Origin of the sequence: Microbacterium sp. LWH3-1.2 (assembly GCF_040675855.1) — a bacterium.
Lineage (GTDB): Bacteria > Actinomycetota > Actinomycetes > Actinomycetales > Microbacteriaceae > Microbacterium.
Map to the genome: position 1 here is coordinate 1167952 of NZ_JBEGIK010000001.1, position 19039 is coordinate 1186990.

The window sequence follows — 19039 nt, forward strand, 5'->3', positions numbered from 1 at the left end:
CCGGCCAAGTCGTCCGCGGGAGCATCAGTAGGCCCCCTTCGGCGCGATCATCACGTGCGCGGTGCGCCACATGATCATGAGGTCGGTCGCGATGGACCAGTTCTCGACGTAGCGCAGGTCGAGCCGCACGCTGTCGTCCCACGACAGATCGCTGCGCCCGCTGATCTGCCAGAGTCCGGTGATTCCGGGCTTGATGTACAGGCGGCGGTACACGGTGCCGTCGTAAGACGTCACTTCGGAAGGCAGCGGCGGACGGGGTCCGACGATGCTCATGTCGCCGCGCAGCACGTTCACGAACTGCGGCAGCTCGTCGATGGAGAACCTTCGCAGCACGGCCCCCACCCGCGTCACGCGAGGGTCGTCCTTCACCTTGAACAGCGGCCCCGCGCCCTCGTCGTGGGGGACCAGCTCGGCGCGCCGTATCTCCGCGTCGGCGACCATCGTCCGGAACTTCAGCATCCAGAACTGCCGGCCGTCACGGCCCACTCGCAGCTGGTGGAACAGCACCGGCCCACGCGAATCGAGTTTGATGGCGATCGCCACGAAGGGTGCGATGAGCGCGATCAGCACGAGGGCGAGCAGCGACAGCACGACGTCCATCCCCCGCTTGATGGCGTGGATGCCCCCCTCGAACTCTGGGATCTTGACCTGCACGAGGGGCAGTCCGTCGAGCGGTCGAAGTGACAGGCGCGGCCCTGCCACGTCGGTGAGCCTGTTGCACAGCACGAGTTCCGCCGCACTGCCCTCCAGCTCCCACCCCAGTCGCCGTACGAAGTCGCGGTCGTTCTCAGGCGTGCTGGCGACGACGATGGCGTCGGCGCCGGCCTCACGTCCATACCTCGCGGTGAGGCGGATCGAGCCGATCACCGGGTAGTGGTGATCCTCGATGTCGATGGGTTCGAACACCCCGTCCGTCGTCGTCGCGCCGATCACCATGTACGCGTGGTGCGGGTCGTGCATGAGCTTGTCGATGACGTACTCCACCTCGTCGCGGTCGCCGGCGACGATGACCCGGGAGACGCATTCGCCCCTCTCGCGCTCGTGTATCAGCCACTTGCGCCACAGTCGGCGGGTGAGCACGAGCGCGACCAGCCCGCACGGGAGCGCGATGATGAGCTGCGCGCGCAACCCGGGCAGCTGAGCCAGGATGAAAACGGTCGAGAGGATGCCGAAGGCGAATCCCGTCGCATGCCCGAGGCGCATGTACTCGGCGGCTCCCGCGCCGAGCACCGACGCCTCGCGCGTACGGGCGAGCCACAGCAGCGCCATCCAGGCGCAGACGACGAAGACCCCGATGCGTGCCGGCTGGGCGAGGGCGGCGAGGGAGGGGGTGACCCCCGTCTCGAAGACCATCGCGGCGATGGCCGCCGCGGTGACGCAGGCCGCATCGGTCGCGACCAACCGCCGCCGGTAGCGCCGCTCCCAGAGGTGGCGGCGCTCCAGCGACGGCTGTACGCGAGGGGCGATCGCGTCGGGAAGCACGTCGAAGATCGGGCGCGTCAGGGGTGGACGTCGGAGGAGCGTTCGGGTCACTCCTCCGGCGCCCGTGGGCGCCGCGTCGATCGCGGTCGGCTTCAGACCGCGGTCCACCGCGCGCACGACGACGCGTCCTTAGCAGACATGTGCTTCCCCAGTCGGACGGCGCGACGGCAACGTCGAACTGACCAACCCCAGTGCGCAGACCCGGCCGGGTTGTCGGGTCGAAAGGGAACGTTGGTTTCGGGTACCGCGCCCCCCTGCGCGTTGTAAATGTACTGCTGTGGGGGCCCGATCGGAAGAGGCTTCTCACGAAAAACTTGACAGCGGTTAATTCGACCCTGTAATGCGCGGTGTTCCGCTCGCCGCCGTCACCCGATGAGGTTGATCAGCGCGTCCAGCCCCATGCCGTAGTTGATGCGCACGGTGGGCAGGGCGAGTTTGTCCGTGCCGATCGTGACGTAGCCGGGTTCGATGGTGCGAGCCATCTCCCATCCAGCCTGGCGCAGGCCCTCTTTCGCGGTGTCGTTGTAGTGCCCGAACGGGTAGGCCACGATCTCCTTGACCCCGAGCACGCCGAACGAGGTGTCCATGTCTGCGACGATCTCGGGCACCGAGAGGTTCGTGATGAGTCCGTCGCCGTTCGCGCCCGCGCGGTGCATGTCGTGCGTGTGCGAACGGCGCAGCACGTAGAGGTTCGGCGGCGGGTCCTGCCGGTAGGCGGTGATCATGAACGACGTGGTGAGCACCTTGTACTCGTCCACGACAGGTGCGGCGAGGTCGAACCACGTCTGGTCGGCATCGTCGTCTGTGACGATCACCGAGTGGGTCGGCAGGAACAGGCGTCCGTCGATGAACGCGGAGAGCTCGTCCCACGTCGGCAGGTAGAAGCCCGTCGTCGCGATGTGGTTGATGTGCGCGTCGAAGTCGCCGATGTACGCGTAGTTCCCGCGCAGCCAGCCGCTCTCACCCTGGGGGTTTGCGGTGAACTGGTGGTACATCAGGATCGGGATGCGGGCGTCCTCGGCCTCGTTCTGCGCGGGGCTCATCCACGCGCCGTGGAGCGTGACGCGCTGATCGGTGCACACGACGGGCTCGGAGCCGTTGACGCGTGCCGGGATGGCGAAGGCGGCCGCATCCGCCGGCGTCGCATACCAGCCCGCGAACACGAGCCCATCGCGCGAGGGGATGGGAAGTCCTGCGTACAGCGCCCCCTGCGTCTGCAGCATGGGTGCGTCGGCGATGCCATCGCCCGCGAAGCTCACCGCGCACGCCGCGGGGTCGGTGGAGGAGGCGAGCAGCTGCTCTTCGGCCGTGGGCGGCGTCGGGGTGGGCGTCGGTGCAGGCGACTCGGTCGCGGAGGGTGCAGCACCCGTTCCCCGGTCCTCGGCGCCCGCGCGCGCGAAGCCGATCGCGGCGACCGTGCCGCCGATCACGGCGAGCAGCACGACGGCGCCCACGATGCCCGCGAACAGGCGCCGGCGTCGCACCCGCGCCGACGGTCGTCGGGCGGGAGGTGTGCCGAAGGTGGCCATACGAATCCCCTGATCCGGACCGCGCATCCCCACGTGCGATCTCTGAGGGGATGCTACCCGGATGCCGCCGCCCGCCGCCCGACCGCGACGCGGGTTGTGCATGATGCGCGTCGCCTCGCGCCGGAGGTGTCGCTAGGCTCGGGTCTCATGCTGCCTGCCGACTGGATCGAGCACCGTCGCGCCGACGGCGAGATCCTGGGATGGATGCTCGCCTCCGGCGACGGGTTCCGCGTCTTCGACCTGCTCGGCCGCGAACGCACCCCGGACGGCGTCGGCGCGGTCGAGTGGCTCGCCGCCGAGGAGCTGCTCGACGAGCTCGGGATCGGCTATCTCGCCGACCAGTGGATCCTGCGACTTCCCGACGGCACCGCGCGCCCGGTGCGGATCGCCGAGGCGAGCGCGCGGGGAGTCACCGTCGTGGCTGACGAATACGGCGCCGCCTCCGCCGTCGGGGCGGACCCCGAGCGCTTCCGACTGCCGTTCCCGGTGACCTCCGAGCTCGCCCCTCGCTGAACCACCGCCTGCCGCCCGCGGCGACCGGCGCCGGCGGCGCCAAGGACCATCGCATCGAGGTCGCGCGGATGGCGTGCGTACTCGCCGAGCGGCCCCCCTCAACCCGCCGGCGCCCGATGGGTACGCTGTGAGCCATGACGATCCTCGTGCTCACGCTTGCCGGAGGCGATCGAGCCGGTCTCGTCGCGGCCGTCGCCGATGTGGTCGACCGCCACGGCGGGAACTGGGAGAACAGCCAGCTCGCCGAGCTGTCGGGCGTGTTCGCCGGGGTCGTCGAGGTCTCGGTCGTCCCGGGGCGCGCGGACGAGCTCCGTGAGTCGCTGTCGGTGCTCGACGGACTCCTCTCTGTCACGGTCAGCACAGGCTCCGAGCCCTCCGCGGAGGCTGCCGCCATGCGCCCGATCACCCTCCAGGTGATCGGCAACGACCATCCGGGGATCGTCCGGGAGATGACGACAGTCCTGCGCTCCCACGACATCAACATCGACCGCATGACCACCGAGACTCGGGAGGCGGCCATGTACGGCGGCCGGCTGTTCGAGGCCACGGTGAAGGCCAGGGTGCCGGCATCCGTCGATCTGGACGCCCTCACCCGCGAGCTCGAGCGCCTCGCGAGCGAGATCCAGGTCGACGTCACGCTCGAGCCATGACCCCCGCCGTCAGGCGAGGTCGCGGAGCCGGGCAGCGAGCCCGTCGCCGTCGCCGGCCCGCCGCTCGTAGCCGACGGCGATGATGAGCAGCACCGCGCCGACCACCGACAGGGTGATCCACCAGGGCATCGCCTCGATGCCGCGCCCGATCTGCACCATGAACGCGAGCACGTTCTCGACCGGCAGCACGACGATCCCGATGGCTACATCGCCGGGCCGGACGGCCGCTGGGATTGGGCGACGCCCGACGCCGACGTGCATACGGTAAACATCGGATCAATATATGTACGTGCTAGCGGATGCGAACTCCACAGCAGGCGGATGCATGGCGGGACTGCGGTCGATCCTGCGTCTCTCGCGGACGCGTGCGAGCTGACGTCACCACCGCGGTGCGAAGGGTGAGGCGGGTTGCCGCGGATGACTCAATGTATGGGCTCACGGGCGCATTGATTGAACGAATCGCGACATGACCGCGCATACACTGATCGCGTGGCAGCTAAGACTGAAAGCCTTTCACCGGGTCCGGTCTCGAGGTCGAATCACGTCATCGACCAGGTCAAGCGGATGATCGCCTCCGGCGAACTGCGGGCCGGCGACCGGCTCCCGATCGAGAAGGAACTCGCTGCACAGCTCGGGGTGTCGCGAGGCTCCCTGCGGGAGGCGGTGAGATCGCTCGCCACCCTCGGAGTGCTCGAGACGCGTCAGGGCGACGGCACGTACGTGACCCAGCTCGACCCCGGTTCGCTGCTGCGCCCCCTGGAATTCTGGGCTGGACTGCAGGAGGCGACTCAGTCGGTCGATCTGCTCGCCGTACGACGCGTGCTCGAGACGGAGTCCGCCGGGCTCGCGGCAGTGAGGCTGACGGACGCCGAATTCGACGACCTCGAGAAGATCCTGTCCGACATCGACTCCGAGTTGGCCTCGGGCAACCTCGAGCCCGAGGCGTTCATCGACGCGGACGCCGCCTTCCATCGGCACATCGCCGTCGCCAGCGGCAACCCCGCGCTCGCCGCGTTGATCGACAGTCTGATGACACGCACACTTCGCGGCCGCCTCTGGCGCGCCATCACGGAACGCGATTCGCTCGGCGAGGCGCATGCCGACCACCGGGCCATCCTCGCCGCGCTCCGCACCCGCGACGCCGAACGAGCGCGCATCCGGATGGCGGCGCACCTGCTGGGTGTCGAAGTCTTCGCGGCGCAGCATCCGGTCGAGGGCGGCGATCAGCCGCCAGGGTCGTCTAGCGGCTGACGAGCACCTCCTTCGCGCTGCGGTCGAGCCAGTAGCTGCCGGTGGGGAACTCGTACCGCTGGATGCTCTCTTCGTGCAGCTCGGCGCTGTAGCCCGGGTTGGACGGCAGTACGTAGTGCCCGTTCGAGACGACGACGGGATCGACGAAGTGCTCATGCAGGTGGTCCACGTATTCGGTGAGTCGCTTGTCCAGCGACGCCGACACGGCGACGAAGTCGAAGATCGACAGGTGCTGCACGAGTTCGCACAGACCGACGCCACCCGCGTGCGGACACACCGGAACCCCGAACTTCTGCGCCATCAGGTAGACGGACAGGATCTCGTTCACGCTCGCCAGGCGCGCGGAGTCGAGCTGGCAGAAGTCGATCGCCTCGGCCTGGAACATCTGTTTGAACAGCACGCGGTTCATGCCGTGCTCGCCGGTCGCCACGCCGATCGGGCTGACCGCCCTGCGGATGGCGGCGTGCCCCAGCACATCATCGGGGCTGGTCGGCTCCTCGATCCACAGGGGGCGGAACTCGGCGAGTTCGTTGACCCAGTCGATCGCCTGAGGGACATCCCACACCTGGTTGGCGTCGATCATGAGTTCGGCGTCCCATCCGACGACCTCGCGAGCGACACGGAGGCGTCGGCGGTCCTCCTCGAGGTCGGCACCCACCTTGATCTTGAAGTGGCGATAACCCTCGTCCTTCGCCTCCTGGAGGAGTGCCCGGAGCTTGTCGTCCGAGTATCCGAGCCAGCCCGCGCTGGTGGTGTAGCACGGGTACCCGCCCCGTGCGGTCAGCTCCGCGATCCGGCGCTGTCGCCCGGGCTCCGCCGCGCGGAGTATCTCGACAGCCTCTTCACGGGTGAGCGCATCCGAGAGATACCTCAGATCCGCCGCATCAGCGAGCTGCTCCGGCGTCATGTCCACGAGAAGTCGCCAAAGGGGCACTCCGGCACGCCGGGCGGCCATGTCCCAGAGCGCGTTCATCACCGCGGCCATGGCGAGGTGGACGACGCCCTTCTCCGGGCCGAGCCAGCGAAGCTGCGAGTCGCCGGCGAGCTCACGGTAGACCCCGCCGAGGTCGTCGAGCAGGCAGTCCACATCCCGCCCGATGAGCGGCTCGGCACGTTGCCGGGCGGCCTCGGCGCAGAGATCGTTTCCGCGACCGATCGTGAAGGTGAAGCCGTGGCCGCGCAGGTCGCTGTCGGTCTCGAGGACGAGATAGGCGGCCGAGTAGTCGCCGTCCTTGTTCATCGCATCGGAGCCGTCGGCCAGGAGAGACGTGGGGAAGCGTATGTCATGCACACGGATACCGCTGATGATCGCCATTAATCATTCCTCCGTCAGGTTGTTGCACCCAATATCATTCGATGTATCGTGGCGTCTCGAGAGTCCGGTTCGCCTGATAGCCCCTCCGGCCGGCAGCACCTGGCGTTCATCGCGGTCGAGCTCGCGGTCAGCTGACCTCGCAGGGCGGGGCGGGGTCGATGCAGTGCGGGGGCCGAGCCGGAGGGTGTGCGGGCCACGCGACAGGTCCACCGTGAGGGAGGACCCGAGTCCGCTCACGTTCAGAATCTCGCGGGTGCGAGCCGCCTCGGACCCGGGAACCGCCCGGATGACGGCGGTCGCGCCGTCGGCGTCCCACCGCAACTCCTCGATGAGGACGCCGCCCCGCGCCCGCACGCCGCGGAGTGATCCCGAGGCCCAGGCGGCCGGCAACGCGGGCAGCAGCACGAGCGATCCCGGCTGCGACTGCACGAGCATCTCGATCACGACGGCCGGCAGCCCACCGCTCGCGTCCACGTTGAAGATCGAGTCGCCGTCGTGCGTCGACACCGCGTTGGACCGCCAGAAATCGCGTGCGAGGGACTCCACGCAGCGCAGGGCTGCATCCGAGTCTCCCAGGCGCGCGGCCGCCAGCCCGAGTCCGACCAGCCCGAACGCCATCTCCATGCGCCCGTCTTCACCGGCCCAGGGCCGCTCGTCCCGCCATGCCAGCTTCCTGCGGATGGTCTCGATCGCTGCCCGACGAAGCTCAGGGGCCTGCGCCGCGTCGTCCTCTTCGTACCAGAACGGATAGAGCTGCGACGCATGCCGGTGCCCGAGCTCCTCGGCGAGGCCGGGGTCGAGCCATTCGGCGAAGGTGCCGTCGTCGGCGACGCGATACGGAGGAAGGCGTTCCGCGAAGGACTCCCACGCGGCGCGATCGGCGTTCTCGCCGAGGAGATCCGCGATCCGGATCGCGAGCCGCGCAGCATCGCGGAGGGCGGCGACGTCCATGGTCGCGTCGACGGCGATCGGATTCGTGCGATTGCCCGGCGTGTTCTCGGGCGAGTACGACGGCACAAGATGGAGCGTGCCGGTGTCATCGGGCAGGCCGATGGCGGTGGCGAACGCCATGACGTTCTGGGCGAGCGGCCATGCATACTCGCGGAGGGTCGCGAGGTCGCCGGTCGCGCTGAATTGGTCCCAAGCCAGCCGGAGGATCCATGCGCCACCCGCGATCCAGTAGAGGTGGGGGTAGGACGTGGCGAAGTGGTTGCTGCGGCCGTGAGAGTCGAAGCGCGCGGGCAGCAGCCAGCCCGGAGCGCCGAAGACGCGTTCGGCGTTCTCCGCGTAGTGGTCGGTGTGACGGAAGACGGCGCGGAGGTACGAGGTGAGCAGTTCCGGGGTCCCCGAAGCCACCAGCGATGCGACGCCGCCGTGCTGCACATTGCCGTTCTGGGTCCAGTCGCCCGACCAGGCCGGTCGCCGCGTCCCCTGCCAGATCCCCACGAGGGTCGGCGGCAGCACGCCGGTCGCCGACAGGATCGTGTGGCGCCCCGAGGCGAAGGCGAGCTCGATCGCGGCGAGCACGGACGGAGCATCTCCTTCACGCGCGCGCTCGAGCACCTCGTCATAGGAGTGGTCGTCGCCGATGTCGCTGTCGAGGTCGAGCGAGCACGCGGCGAACAGTGATGCGTGCGTCACGCCTGACGGTTCGGCTGGTTCCCCGAGCCCGCCGAACACTTCGACGCGGATCGGCAGGCGGGTCGCGGCGCCTGCAGGAACGCGGATCCGCACACCGCCGTCCACGGGTTGCGGGTCCAGGCCCGCCGGCAGCTCGACGCTGAGCCGGGCGCGGGTCGGCGACCACGGACTCGGCGGGTGCTGCCGCACGAACGGGGGCAGGGTCCCGGCGTCGACTTCCACGTCGACGACCCATCGTCCTGGTTCCAGAGCGCTCGTCTCGGTGAGGAAAACGCCGTAGTCCGTGGAGGGATAGTCGCCGATTCCGCGTGCGCCGTCCCCGGGGTCGAGGGACAGCACACCTCGGATGTCGCGACTCGATGACAACTCGAGGAACAGGGTGCCGGCAGCGCGATCGGGCACGATCGCGATTCCGCTGCGGTCGGTGTCCGCGGCGGACCACTCGACCTCCACCCGTCCCGTCAGAAACTCTCCGGACCTGCGGTAGGTCCACACGCGTGGCGCTTCGTCCGGAACCCACGACAGTGCTGCGACGGGCACGAACGGGTCGGTCCAGATCATCCGTCCCTCGTACCCGTCGTCCCACGCGACCCGCGAGGTGATCGCGGCTGCCGCGTCGGTGTCGCCGGCGAGGACGGCGGCGCGGACCTCGTCGATCACGGGGCCCGTGCGAGGCGCGGCGATGGCGGAGTTCACCGGGACGAAGAACTCCTCGTGGCACACATGCACGACGTGACGCTCGGGTGCTCCGGAGAGCACCGCGCCCAGGCTGCCCGTTCCTGCGATGAGACCGTGCTCCCAGTCCAGGCCGGCCGACGAGCTCCAGAACCCTGTTCTGTGGGGCACGACGCTGTCTCCTTCCCGTGTGGCCTCTGACGAGCCCACCGCTTCCACGATATCGAGAATCATCCAATGAATAACACGTCGGGACGTCCTCGAGCCGGCACCGTCCCGCGCGACGCGCGCATACTTGCCGAGATAATGCGCCTGTTCTCCTCCACCTTCTGATGTTCACAAGCATGTGGACCCAGATTCATTGAATCTTTATCGAGGATCCGGGATGCGGTCGAGCGCTCACAGTCGTACCTCGCCTCGGCCGAAGGCCTGCAGCTTGGCGAACATGTCCTCGATGAGCCAACGGGTGTCGACGGCCTCGCACACGCGGATGCGGTGTGAGGTGTCGACGGTGCCGGCCACCTCGCTGTCGGCCCCGAATCGCGGCGGCGGGCGCAGGCTCCAGCGGGCGCCGAGCGGATTCAGCAGAGCGCCGATGGCCGGGCTGTCGCCGAGCGAGCGGAAGTCCATCGGCCCGTAGTCGATCCGGGCGTTGAAGGCGATCACGCGCTCGACGAGGTACTCCGCGAGCGCACCGCTGCCGCCGAGGCGCTCGACGAGTTCCGCGTGCCCGACCCCGATCATCGTGTAGACGGACATCGGAATCTGCCACATCTCGACTCCGGATGCCAGCACGACGTTGGCAGCCGCCACGTCGTTCGACAGGTTGAACTCGGGCGAGTATCCGACGACCCCCTCGTACGGAGGGCCGCCGATCCACACGATCAGCGGGTCGTCGTCGACGATGCCCGGGTCCTCCAGCAGTGCTGACGCGACATCGGTGAGTGGACCCAGCACGGCCACGCGAAGGCGCCGGTCGTCGGATCGCGCCTCTTGCCGGATCAGAGCCGAAGCCGCCGACGGGCGCGGCGTCTTCTCGTCCGCCAGCGCCCCATCCGCGCCGTCGGCAACGACGCCGCGCCCGGATGCTCCCAGCATGGACTGCAGGAGTTCGACCTCGGCGCGCGATTCGCCGCGGCTGCCCTGTCGTCCGAAATGGGCGGGGAGGATCCCCCGTACATCGAGGACGGACGAGAGCAGAGCATGCACGATGGCGAACTGGTCGTCGACCTCGTTCGCGGCATCCGTGCTGATGAGCACCTTGTGCGGCGGGAGCGGCATCGTCAGAGTGACTCGCGACGGACGAGCGACGTGGGCAGCAGCTGCTCCTTCTCGGCCGGCAATCCGCGGATCGTCGCCAGGAGCGTATCGGCCGCCGCCCTGCCCATCTCCTCCAGGGGCTGCCGGACGGTCGTCAGCGGCGGGTCGGATGTGCTGGCGATGAGCACATCGTCGAAACCGACCACCGATACGTCCGTGGGCACACGGCGCCCGGCCGCCTGCAGGACGCGGATCGCCCCGGCGGCCATGAGGTCGGACGACGCGAAGACCCCGTCGAGGTCGGGGGCGCGCTGGAGCAGACGCGCCATGGCCGCAGTGCCGCTGTCAAGGGTGAAGTCGCCGTGCACGATCGGGCCGGGCGGGATGCCGTGACGGGCGAGTTCGTCCGTCCATCCGCGCGTACGCTCGCGGGCCTGCTCGAGATCGAGGGGGCCGGTGATGATCCCGATCGAACGCCGTCCGCGCTCGATGAGTGCGCGTGCGGCAAGGACGCCGCCGCCGTAGTTGTCGGAGTCGATCACGATCGGCTCCCGGCCGATGTCGGCGTGCGGTCTGCCCACCCAGGCGACCGGAATGGGCGAGTCGGCGAGGCTCTCGACGAGGTGGGTGATCTCGTGCTGCAGGATCACGATCACGCCGTCGAGCGCTCCCGAGCGCAGGAACCGCGGGATCCTGTCGAGATCCTCGTGATCGGCGGGAAGCAGAACCGGCTGCACCTCGCCGGCGGACAGGCCCTTCGCGGCGCCCTTGAGCACGGCGGTGAAGAACGTGCCACTGAGGCTGCCGAGCTCGTCGAAGGCGATGACCAGTCCGATCGAGCCTGCTTTCCCCCCTCGCAGCACTCGCGCGGCGAAGTTCGTCTCGTAGCCCAGCCGCCGGGCCTCGCGTACCACGGCCTCGGTCATCGTGGGGTCGACGTTCGTGGCCCCCGCGAGCACGCGCGCGGCGGTGGCGCGCGAGACGCCCGCCGCCTGGGCGACATCGATGATGGTGGGTCGGGCCATGGCTCTCCTCCGAGAATGCGCACTGGCCGTAGATCGATCTCACGACCACGTCGATCATTGCACGCGCCGCTCCGCCTGCGTGGCATTCCGATCGGCACATCGTGCCTTCAATCCCCGGAGTTCTCAAGTCAGGCGCTTTTCGGCAGGGTCTTGTGCTTTCGAGCCCTTCATGGCTACTCTGGCTCGCGGATGAGAGATCGATCTCTCACGGCGCAAGATTCCGCCATCACCCGCTCTCACATGTCCCCCGAAGAAGAGGAGCAGTTGTGAATCGTCGCAAACTGGCCCTGCCCATCGCCGCCCTCGGCGCTCTCGCGCTGCTGGTCTCCGGATGCTCGGGAGGGTCCGGCTCCGGCTCCGAAGCCGGGGACCCGAACGCCGAATTCGAGTTCTGGTCGTTCACCGGGATCGGCCAGAAGGACTCGGTCGACCGGTACCTCGAAAAGAACCCCGACGCGAAGGTCAAGCTTTCGGAGGTCGGCAGCACCACCGAGACGGCGACCGCGCTGACGGCGGCCCTGGCCGGCGGCCGCGTGCCCGACCTGGTCATGATCCAGAACGACGACCTGCCAAAGTTCGTCGAGAACCCCGGCAACTTCATCGATCTGCGCACGCTCGGCGGCGACGACATCGGCGACGGGTACCTGGACTGGGCCATCGACGGAGCCACCGCCGAGGACGGATCCATCATCGGCATCCCCACCGACGTCGGCGGCCTGGCCTTCGCCTATCGGGCAGACCTGTTCGAGAAGGCGGGCCTTCCCACCGACCCGGCCGAGGTGGCGAAGATGTGGTCGACGTGGGACGACTTCATCGCCATGGGCGAGCGCTACACCGAAGCCACCGGAGAGCCGTTCGTCGACAACGTCGAGACATCGGTCTTCTTCTCGACGGTCAACCAGGTGAGCCAGAAGTACTACACGCCCGAGGGCGACCTGATCTACGACACCAACCCCGAGGTCGAGGAAGCGTTCGACGTCGCGGTGCGCGCTTATCAAGCGGGGCTCAGTGCCGACATCCCGGCTTGGTCGTCGGGCTGGGCGCCCGGCAAGGCCAACGGTGCCTTCGCCGTCACCACTGCGCCGTCGTGGATCCTCTCGGGCCTCAAGAACGACGCGCCCGACACCGAGGGAAAGTGGCGCATCGCCTCCATCCCGGGGGTCGGCGGCAACTGGGGTGGCAGCGTCATCGCGATCCCCGCCCGAGCCGAGAACAAAGAGGCCGCCTGGCAGTACATCGAGACGATGCTGTCGCCGGAGGGGCAGACCGAGCACTTCGCCACGACGGGCACCTTCCCCGCGGCCGAGGCGGCCCTCGAAAGCGATGAGGTCAAGAGCTACACCGACCCGTTCTACGGCGACTCCCCGATCGGTCAGATCATGAGCGAGTCGGTCCTGAACTTCCAGTCGTTCTACAACGGACCGGACACCAGCGCGATCGGCGCTGCGCTCCTGAACGCCCTCGTCGACATGCAGGCGGGCAACGTCGCGCCCGAGGATGCCTGGCAGCGGGGACTCGACAGCGCGAAAGCAGCCCTCGGGGGCTGACCCCTTCGACAGACGGTGGCCCGGGCCAGCCCGGGCCACCGTCCCGACCGAGGCCGAGGACCATGACCGTCACCGCTTCCGCGACCACCACGGCGACCGCCACCGCCACCGTCATCTCCGTGCGCAAGACGCGCCGTCGCGACCGCCCACCGTCGCGCATCCGCCAGAGCATCGGCGAGCGCATCGCGCCCTACTTCTACATCGCGCCGTTCTTCGTCATCTTCGCCGTCTTCGGGCTGTTTCCGCTCGTCTTCACCTTCTACGTGGCGCTCTTCGACTGGAACCCGATCGGCGAGCAGACCTTCGTCGGACTCGCCAACTTCGAGCGGCTGTTCCAGGACCCCCGGTTCTGGAACGCCTTCGTGAACACGTTCGGCATCTTCCTCCTGTCCACGATCCCGCAGCTCGCGCTGGCGCTCGGACTCGCCCACCTGCTCAACCAGGCCACTCTCAAGTGGGCGAACTTCTTCCGCATGACGCTCCTGGTGCCCTACATCACCTCGGTGGCGGCCACCGCCCTGGTCTTCGCCCAGATCTTCGACCGCAACTTCGGCCTCATCAACTGGGTGCTCAACATCTTCGGCATCCCCGACGTGAACTTCCTGTCCTCGCAGGTCGGTTCGTGGGTGGTGATCTCGTCGATGGTGATGTGGCGGTGGTTCGGCTACAACACGCTCCTCTACCTCGCGGGGCTCCAGGCGCTTCCGCGGGAGATGTATGAGGCCGCGTCGGTCGACGGTGCATCGGGATGGCAGCAGTTCATCCATCTCACGATCCCGTCGCTGCGCCCCATCATCATTTTCACCGTCATCATGTCGACGATCGGCGGGCTGCAGATCTTCACCGAGCCGCTGCTGGTCGCCCCCGAGTCCGGCCTCACGTGCGGTGGCGGACGACAGTGCCAGACCCTCGCCCTCTTCCTCTACGAGCAGGGCTTCGGTCAGTTCGAGTTCGGATACGGCTCGGCGATCGGCGTGGCGCTCTTCGTCATCGTCGTCGTCGTCTCGCTCATCAACTTCTATCTGACCACTCGCACCCGGAAGGCGCGCTGATGTCCGACGTCATCGATCAGGCGGTCCCGCTGGCGGGCCAGGAGGCGCTCGCGCGTCCGAAGAAGCGTCGGTCCCGACGCGGCGCCCGAGCGGGCCATGTGTCGTGGCCGGTCTACCTGATGCTCATCATCGCGGTGCTCATCAGCGTCTTCCCGCTCTACTACATGTTCGTCATCGCCTCCGTGGGTGCATCGGCGGTCACCTCGATGCCGCCGCGGCTGTACCCCGGGTTCAACTTCTTCGAGATCGCCGGCAAGGTCTTCGACACGGTGCCGTTCTTCCAATCGCTGATCAACAGCGTGATCGTGTCGCTGGCCATCGCGGTCATCGCCTCGCTGCTGTGCGCGTTGGCCGGCTTCGCGTTCGCGAAGCTCGAGTTCCCAGGCCGGAACGCGCTGTTCCTGATCGTGCTGCTGACCATGACGGTTCCGGCGCAGCTCAGCGTGATCCCGCAGTACCTCATCATCTCGTGGCTCGACTGGGTCGACACGCTCCAGGCGATCATCGTCCCGGGACTGGCGAGCGCCTTCGGCATCTTCTGGATGCGCCAGCACATGGCCACGACGCTGAACGACGAGCTCATGCAGGCTGCGCGCATCGACGGGGCCAACAGCTGGCAGATCTTCTGGCGCATCGGCTTCCCCGTCGTCCGTCCGGCGGCATTCGTGCTCGGGCTCATCACCTTCACGGCGGTGTGGAACGACTTCATGTGGCCGTTCATCGTGCTGAAGTCGCCCGAGCTGTTCACCGTCCAGATCGTCCTGAAGCAGCTGCAGGCGAACCGCACGATCGACCTCGCGCTGACGATGGGCGGATCGTTCATGGCCACCCTGCCGCTTCTGATCGTCTTCTTCTTCGTCGGTCGGCGCATGGTCGCCGGGATCATGGACGGAGCGTTCAAGGGCTGATGAGCGCGAATGCAGGCGTCGTCGACGAGGGTCGGTGGCGCGATACAACGCTGAGCGCGCGCGAGCGCGCTCAGGCCCTGGTCGACGCGCTGACCCTGGAGGAGAAGGTCGCGCAGCTGGGGTCGGTGTGGCTCACCGACGACGCCGACGCCTTCGCCCCCAAGCTCGAGGGCGACGCCGCGGCCGCCGAGGCCGGTGACCCGTTCGCCCACGGCCTGGGTCAGCTGACCCGAGTCTTCGGCACGGCTCCGGTGACCGTGCGCGAGGGTGTCACCCGGCTTCGCGAGCTGCAGCAGAAGGTGATGGCTCAGCAGCGGCTCGGCATCCCCGCGCTCGTGCATGAGGAGTGCCTGACCGGTCTCGCCGCTTTCGGCGCCACCGCCTTTCCCACCCCGCTGGCATGGGCCGCGAGCTTCGACGAAGACCTGGTGCGCGAGATGGCTCGCGCGATCGGCGAGGACATGCGCTCGATCGGTGTGCACCAGGGACTCGCCCCGGTGCTCGACGTCGTCCGCGACTACCGCTGGGGCCGCGTCGAAGAGACGCTCGGCGAAGACCCCTATGTCGTCGGCCAGCTCGGGGCGGCGTACGTCGCGGGCCTCGAGAGCGCCGGCGTCATAGCCACTCTCAAGCACTTCGCGGGGTATGCCGCCTCGCGGGGAGCCCGCAACCACGCTCCCGTCAGCATGGGTCCGCGCGAATTCGCCGACACGGTGCTGCCTCCGTTCGAGACGGCGCTCCGGCAGGGCGGGGCCCGCAGCGTCATGACCTCGTACACCGACGTCGACGGCATCCCGAGCACCGCCAATCGGGAACTGCTGGACGGCGTGCTGCGTACCGAGTGGGGCTTCGACGGCACGGTCGTCGCCGACTACTGGGCGGTGCCGTTCCTGGTGTCGATGCACCGCGTCGCCGGTGACGCCGCCGCCGCCGGCGCCCTGGCCCTCCGGGCGGGCGTCGACGTCGAGCTGCCCTCGACGGTCGCGTACGCCGCCCTGCCTCGGCTCGTGCGCGCAGGGCTGGTCGAGGAAAGCGACATCGATCGCGCCGCTGTCCGGCACCTGCGCCACAAGATCGAAGCGGGACTCCTCGACGGCGGGGCGGTCGTCCCGGATGGCGCGGAGCAGGTGTGCCTGGACGGAGAGCGCAACCGCGCGCTGTCGTCGCGACTGGCGGAGGAATCGATCGTCCTGCTCAAGGACGACGGCACTGCAGGGCTGCGACCGGGCGCGCGCATCGGACTCATCGGGCCCGCCGCCGCCGAGTACCGCAGCCTCCTCGGCTGCTACGCCTTCCCCAACCACGTGCTCACGAAGTACCCCGGGCATGACCCCGGCATCGCCATCCCGACGATCGAGGAGGCGGTGCGCGCCGAGTTCGACGCGTCCGTCGTGCGCGCCGAAACCGGGTGCACCATCCTGGGCGACGGGCAGGCACGGATCGAGGAGGCGGTGGACCTGGCGCGCGACAGCGACGCGGTCGTCATCGTCGTCGGCGACGTCGCGGGGCTGTTCGGCGCCGGTACCTCGGGAGAGGGCTGCGACGCCGAAGATCTGCGTCTGCCGGGGCGCCAGGACGAACTCGTCCGCGCGGTCCTCGCGACCGGCACACCGACCACACTCGTCGTCGTCTCGGGACGGCCGTACGCCCTGGGCGCCTACGGCGCGGCGGCCATGATCGTGCAGGCGTTCTTCCCCGGAGCCGAGGGGGCCGGAGCCCTCGCCGGGATCCTGTCGGGACGAGTGACCCCGAGCGGCCGTCTGCCGGTGCAGATCCCACGGACCCCCGGCGGCGGCGGCACGTACCTGCAGCCGCCCCTGGGTCTGCACAACGCGGGGATCACCGTCGCCGACCCCACGCCGTTGTACCCGTTCGGCTTCGGCCTCACTCCAGGGCGGATCTCGTACGAGCACCTGTCCGCACCGCTCATCGTCCCCACGACGGGGGCGGCCGAGGTGACGGTGACCGTCGGCAACAGCGGCGCCGACTGCGTCGAGGTCGTCCAGCTCTACGCGTCCTTCCCGTCGGCGTCCGTGGTGCGCCCCGACATTCAGCTCGTCGGCTTCGCCCGCATCCGCGTGCCCGCCGGCGAGCGTCGCACCGTGCTCTTCACGCTCGAGGCGGCACGCCTGGCCGCCACCGGGGCCGATGGCCGGCTGGCCGTCGACCCCGGTGTCGTGGTGCTCTCAGCCGGACCCTCGGCGGCGGACCGTCCTGTGGAGGCTCGGATCCGTCTATCCGGAGACCGGCGCGTCCTCCTGGCTCGGGCGGGCAGGACCGCGTGGGATGTGGACGACACGGAAGGAACGCCAGAACAGTGACATCAGCGGCAACATCACCACAGGCCTCAGGGATCCGCGTGCTCGTGTGGGGGGAGAACCACCACGAGAAGCATGACGGGACGACGCAGCGGCTGTACCCCGACACCATGCACGGCACGATCGCGGCGGGGCTCCGCCGGCTGCTGCCGGACGACGCAGTCGTCCAGACCGCCACGCTCGACGACCCCGAGCACGGACTTGCCGAGGAGCGCCTCGCAGAGACGGACGTGCTGTTCTGGTGGGGTCACCTGCGCCACGACGCCGTCGACGACGCCGTCATCGAGCGTGTCCACCGCCACGTACTCGGGGGAATGGGGCTCGTGGTGCTGCACTCCGGCCACTTCTCGAAGATCTTCATCCGTCTCATGGGAACGACATGTTCGCTGCGCTGGCGACAGGCCGACGATCGCGAGCTGGTGTGGACGGTCGCCCCGACGCATCCGATCGCGATCGGCGTGCCGCATCCGATCGTGATCCCCTCGCAGGAGATGTACGGCGAGTTCTTCGACGTGCCCGCCCCGGACGAGCTGGTGTTCGTGTCCAGCTTCACCGGGGGAGAGGTCTTCCGCTCGGGCATGACGTTCTCGCGCGGCCACGGTCGAATCTTCTACTTCTCGCCCGGTGACCAGGACTATCCCGTCTACCACCAGCCCGACATCCAGCGGGTCCTCGCCAATGCTGCAGCGTGGGCCGGGCAGGACCGCGCCCGCACCGTGCCCCGCCTCGCGATGCACCGCGCGGACGAGTTCGACACACCCCGTGAGTGGGACGGCGAGGTGCTCTCATGAGGGATGTCGTCGTCGTCGGCGCGGGAGGAATGGGACGCGCGTGGCTCGACACCGTCGCCCGTCGTGACGACCTCCGTGTGAGCGCGATCGTCGACGTGTCGGTCGGGACCGCACGCGCGGCCGCCGGCGAGCGGAGATGGGATATCCCGTGCGTGGCGTCGGTGGATGAGGCTTTCGTCGCCGCAGGGCGCCCCGGGATGCTCCTGAACGTCACCATCCCCGAGGCGCACCGCGCGGTGAGCGAAGCCGCCCTGCGGCACGGCGTGCCGGTGCTCAGCGAGAAGCCCGTCACCCCGACCGTGTCGGACGGGCTCGCGCTCGCCGCGGTGAGCGAGCTCACCGGCGTGCTGCTTGCCACCAGCCAGTCACGGCGGTACTCCGCCGGCATCCGCTCCTTCCGCGACGAGGTGGCCGCCGCGGGGGGCGCCGCGCAGCTGACCTCGCAGTTCTTCCAGAACCCGCGCTTCGGCGGATTCCGGGACGAGATGGAATCTCCCCTCCTCATCGACATGGCCATCCACACGTTCGATCAGGCGCGATACGTGCTCGGCGCCGACCCCGTCTCGGTGTACTGCGACGAGTTCTCGCCGCCATGGAGCTGGTACCGCGGGGACGCCGCAGCAGAAGCGGTCTTCCGCTTCGCGGATGGCGCCCGATTCGCCTACTCCGGCAGCTGGTGCGCCGACGGCCTGACGACCTCGTGGAACGGGTCCTGGCGGGCCAGCACCGCCACCGGCTCGGTGACCTGGGACGGCGAATCAGGGGTGCACGCGCAGCACCGCGACGGCGAGCCGCGAACAGTGCCCGTCGGCGACGCGGAGGAGGGGCTCGATGCCGCGCTGGCCGAGTTCGTCACCGCCCTGGACGGCGGTGCGGTCCCCTCCGGCGAGGTACGCGCCAACATCTGGAGCCTCGCGATGGTCGAGGCGGCCCTCGCCTCGGCTCGGGCGGGCCAGACCGTGCATCTGGACGACGTCTTCGCTGCGGCATCCGCACACGCCGCGGAGGCGGCGCGCGCGAGTGGCGACCACGCCCTCGCCGAGGCGATCGCGAGCTGGACCGGGGCGCCGCCGCGCTGACCG

Annotated in this window: 16 protein-coding genes; 9 read left to right on the forward strand and 7 right to left on the reverse strand. The window is 68.9% G+C overall.

Translation table 11 applies throughout. The features are described 5' to 3' along the window. Nucleotides 1–24 precede the first annotated feature (24 nt). Nucleotides 25–1599 (reverse strand): sugar transferase, encoded by a 1575-nt coding sequence (locus tag MRBLWH3_RS05480; RefSeq protein WP_363429446.1) that lies wholly within the window; start codon nt 1597–1599, stop codon nt 25–27. Nucleotides 1600–1847: 248 nt separating this feature from the next. Further along, on the reverse strand, nt 1848–3011 hold the full coding sequence (locus MRBLWH3_RS05485) for a xylanase (protein WP_363429448.1): 1164 nt from the start codon (nt 3009–3011) through the stop codon (nt 1848–1850). A 147-nt stretch (nt 3012–3158) separates the two neighbouring features. Here MRBLWH3_RS05485 and MRBLWH3_RS05490 point away from each other — a divergent pair, with 147 nt between their 5' ends. Both MRBLWH3_RS05490 and MRBLWH3_RS05495 read left to right on the forward strand, forming a co-directional pair. Beyond that, nucleotides 3159–3524 (forward strand): hypothetical protein, encoded by a 366-nt coding sequence (locus MRBLWH3_RS05490; RefSeq protein WP_363429450.1) that lies wholly within the window; start codon nt 3159–3161, stop codon nt 3522–3524. A 134-nt stretch (nt 3525–3658) separates the two neighbouring features. Continuing rightward, the gene (locus MRBLWH3_RS05495) at nt 3659–4174 is read left to right on the forward strand and encodes a glycine cleavage system protein R (protein WP_363429452.1); all 516 of its coding nucleotides are present in this window, start codon (nt 3659–3661) and stop codon (nt 4172–4174) included. 9 nt (nt 4175–4183) lie between these two features. Here the strand turns inward: MRBLWH3_RS05495 and MRBLWH3_RS05500 are convergent, their stop codons facing one another. After that, nucleotides 4184–4435, reverse strand: a complete 252-nt coding sequence (locus tag MRBLWH3_RS05500; protein ID WP_363429454.1) for an SCO7613 C-terminal domain-containing membrane protein — start codon at nt 4433–4435, stop codon at nt 4184–4186. Nucleotides 4436–4663: 228 nt separating this feature from the next. On the opposite strand from MRBLWH3_RS05500, the gene MRBLWH3_RS05505 reads away from it, so the two are divergent. Next, the gene (locus tag MRBLWH3_RS05505) at nt 4664–5425 is read left to right on the forward strand and encodes a FadR/GntR family transcriptional regulator (RefSeq protein ID WP_363429456.1); all 762 of its coding nucleotides are present in this window, start codon (nt 4664–4666) and stop codon (nt 5423–5425) included. Here the strand turns inward: MRBLWH3_RS05505 and MRBLWH3_RS05510 are convergent. The 4 genes from MRBLWH3_RS05510 to MRBLWH3_RS05525 all read right to left on the reverse strand — a co-directional run bounded on the left by MRBLWH3_RS05510 (nt 5415) and on the right by MRBLWH3_RS05525 (nt 11341). Next, nucleotides 5415–6740 (reverse strand): enolase C-terminal domain-like protein, encoded by a 1326-nt coding sequence (locus MRBLWH3_RS05510; RefSeq protein WP_363429458.1) that lies wholly within the window; start codon nt 6738–6740, stop codon nt 5415–5417. The genes MRBLWH3_RS05505 and MRBLWH3_RS05510 overlap by 11 nt on opposite strands. Before the next feature lie 3 nt (nt 6741–6743). Continuing rightward, nucleotides 6744–9227, reverse strand: a complete 2484-nt coding sequence (locus MRBLWH3_RS05515) for a glycosyl hydrolase family 95 catalytic domain-containing protein (RefSeq protein WP_363429460.1) — start codon at nt 9225–9227, stop codon at nt 6744–6746. A 228-nt stretch (nt 9228–9455) separates the two neighbouring features. Further along, complete coding sequence (locus MRBLWH3_RS05520; RefSeq protein ID WP_363429462.1) at nt 9456–10337, reverse strand: nucleoside hydrolase; 882 nt, start codon at nt 10335–10337, stop codon at nt 9456–9458. A gap of 2 nt (nt 10338–10339) precedes the next feature. Then, nucleotides 10340–11341: a LacI family DNA-binding transcriptional regulator gene (locus MRBLWH3_RS05525; RefSeq protein ID WP_363429464.1), complete on the reverse strand. Its 1002-nt coding sequence runs from the start codon at nt 11339–11341 to the stop codon at nt 10340–10342. Nucleotides 11342–11607: 266 nt separating this feature from the next. Here MRBLWH3_RS05525 and MRBLWH3_RS05530 point away from each other — a divergent pair, with 266 nt between their 5' ends. The 6 genes from MRBLWH3_RS05530 (at nt 11608) to MRBLWH3_RS05555 (ending at nt 19036) form a co-directional block, all read left to right on the forward strand. Next, complete coding sequence (locus MRBLWH3_RS05530; protein WP_363429466.1) at nt 11608–12888, forward strand: extracellular solute-binding protein; 1281 nt, start codon at nt 11608–11610, stop codon at nt 12886–12888. Nucleotides 12889–12950: 62 nt separating this feature from the next. Then, on the forward strand, nt 12951–13940 hold the full coding sequence (locus MRBLWH3_RS05535) for a carbohydrate ABC transporter permease (protein ID WP_363429468.1): 990 nt from the start codon (nt 12951–12953) through the stop codon (nt 13938–13940). Then, complete coding sequence (locus MRBLWH3_RS05540; RefSeq protein WP_363429470.1) at nt 13940–14848, forward strand: carbohydrate ABC transporter permease; 909 nt, start codon at nt 13940–13942, stop codon at nt 14846–14848. The genes MRBLWH3_RS05535 and MRBLWH3_RS05540 overlap by 1 nt, the downstream gene beginning before the upstream one ends. Continuing rightward, nucleotides 14848–17169: a beta-glucosidase family protein gene (locus MRBLWH3_RS05545; protein WP_363429472.1), complete on the forward strand. Its 2322-nt coding sequence runs from the start codon at nt 14848–14850 to the stop codon at nt 17167–17169. Before MRBLWH3_RS05540 ends, MRBLWH3_RS05545 begins: the two co-directional genes overlap by 1 nt. A 32-nt stretch (nt 17170–17201) precedes the next feature. After that, nucleotides 17202–17957: a ThuA domain-containing protein gene (locus MRBLWH3_RS05550; protein WP_363435323.1), complete on the forward strand. Its 756-nt coding sequence runs from the start codon at nt 17202–17204 to the stop codon at nt 17955–17957. Beyond that, a complete protein-coding gene (locus tag MRBLWH3_RS05555; RefSeq protein ID WP_363429474.1) occupies nt 17954–19036 on the forward strand; it encodes a Gfo/Idh/MocA family protein in 1083 nt (360 codons plus the stop codon). The genes MRBLWH3_RS05550 and MRBLWH3_RS05555 overlap by 4 nt, the downstream gene beginning before the upstream one ends. The last annotated feature ends 3 nt before the right edge of the window (nt 19037–19039 follow it).

What these genes read in the sequence shown, in the direction of transcription:
- MRBLWH3_RS05510 (WP_363429458.1), bottom strand. Translation starts at nt 6,740, where the DNA reads ATGGCGATCATCAGCGGTATCCGTGTGCATGACATACGCTTCCCCACG.
- MRBLWH3_RS05485 (WP_363429448.1), bottom strand. Translation starts at nt 3,011, where the DNA reads ATGGCCACCTTCGGCACACCTCCCGCCCGACGACCGTCGGCGCGGGTG.
- MRBLWH3_RS05495 (WP_363429452.1), top strand. Translation starts at nt 3,659, where the DNA reads ATGACGATCCTCGTGCTCACGCTTGCCGGAGGCGATCGAGCCGGTCTC.
- MRBLWH3_RS05540 (WP_363429470.1), top strand. Translation starts at nt 13,940, where the DNA reads ATGTCCGACGTCATCGATCAGGCGGTCCCGCTGGCGGGCCAGGAGGCG.
- MRBLWH3_RS05555 (WP_363429474.1), top strand. Translation starts at nt 17,954, where the DNA reads ATGAGGGATGTCGTCGTCGTCGGCGCGGGAGGAATGGGACGCGCGTGG.
- MRBLWH3_RS05535 (WP_363429468.1), top strand. Translation starts at nt 12,951, where the DNA reads ATGACCGTCACCGCTTCCGCGACCACCACGGCGACCGCCACCGCCACC.
- MRBLWH3_RS05500 (WP_363429454.1), bottom strand. Translation starts at nt 4,435, where the DNA reads ATGCACGTCGGCGTCGGGCGTCGCCCAATCCCAGCGGCCGTCCGGCCC.
- MRBLWH3_RS05490 (WP_363429450.1), top strand. Translation starts at nt 3,159, where the DNA reads ATGCTGCCTGCCGACTGGATCGAGCACCGTCGCGCCGACGGCGAGATC.
- MRBLWH3_RS05520 (WP_363429462.1), bottom strand. Translation starts at nt 10,337, where the DNA reads ATGCCGCTCCCGCCGCACAAGGTGCTCATCAGCACGGATGCCGCGAAC.
- MRBLWH3_RS05545 (WP_363429472.1), top strand. Translation starts at nt 14,848, where the DNA reads ATGAGCGCGAATGCAGGCGTCGTCGACGAGGGTCGGTGGCGCGATACA.
- MRBLWH3_RS05525 (WP_363429464.1), bottom strand. Translation starts at nt 11,341, where the DNA reads ATGGCCCGACCCACCATCATCGATGTCGCCCAGGCGGCGGGCGTCTCG.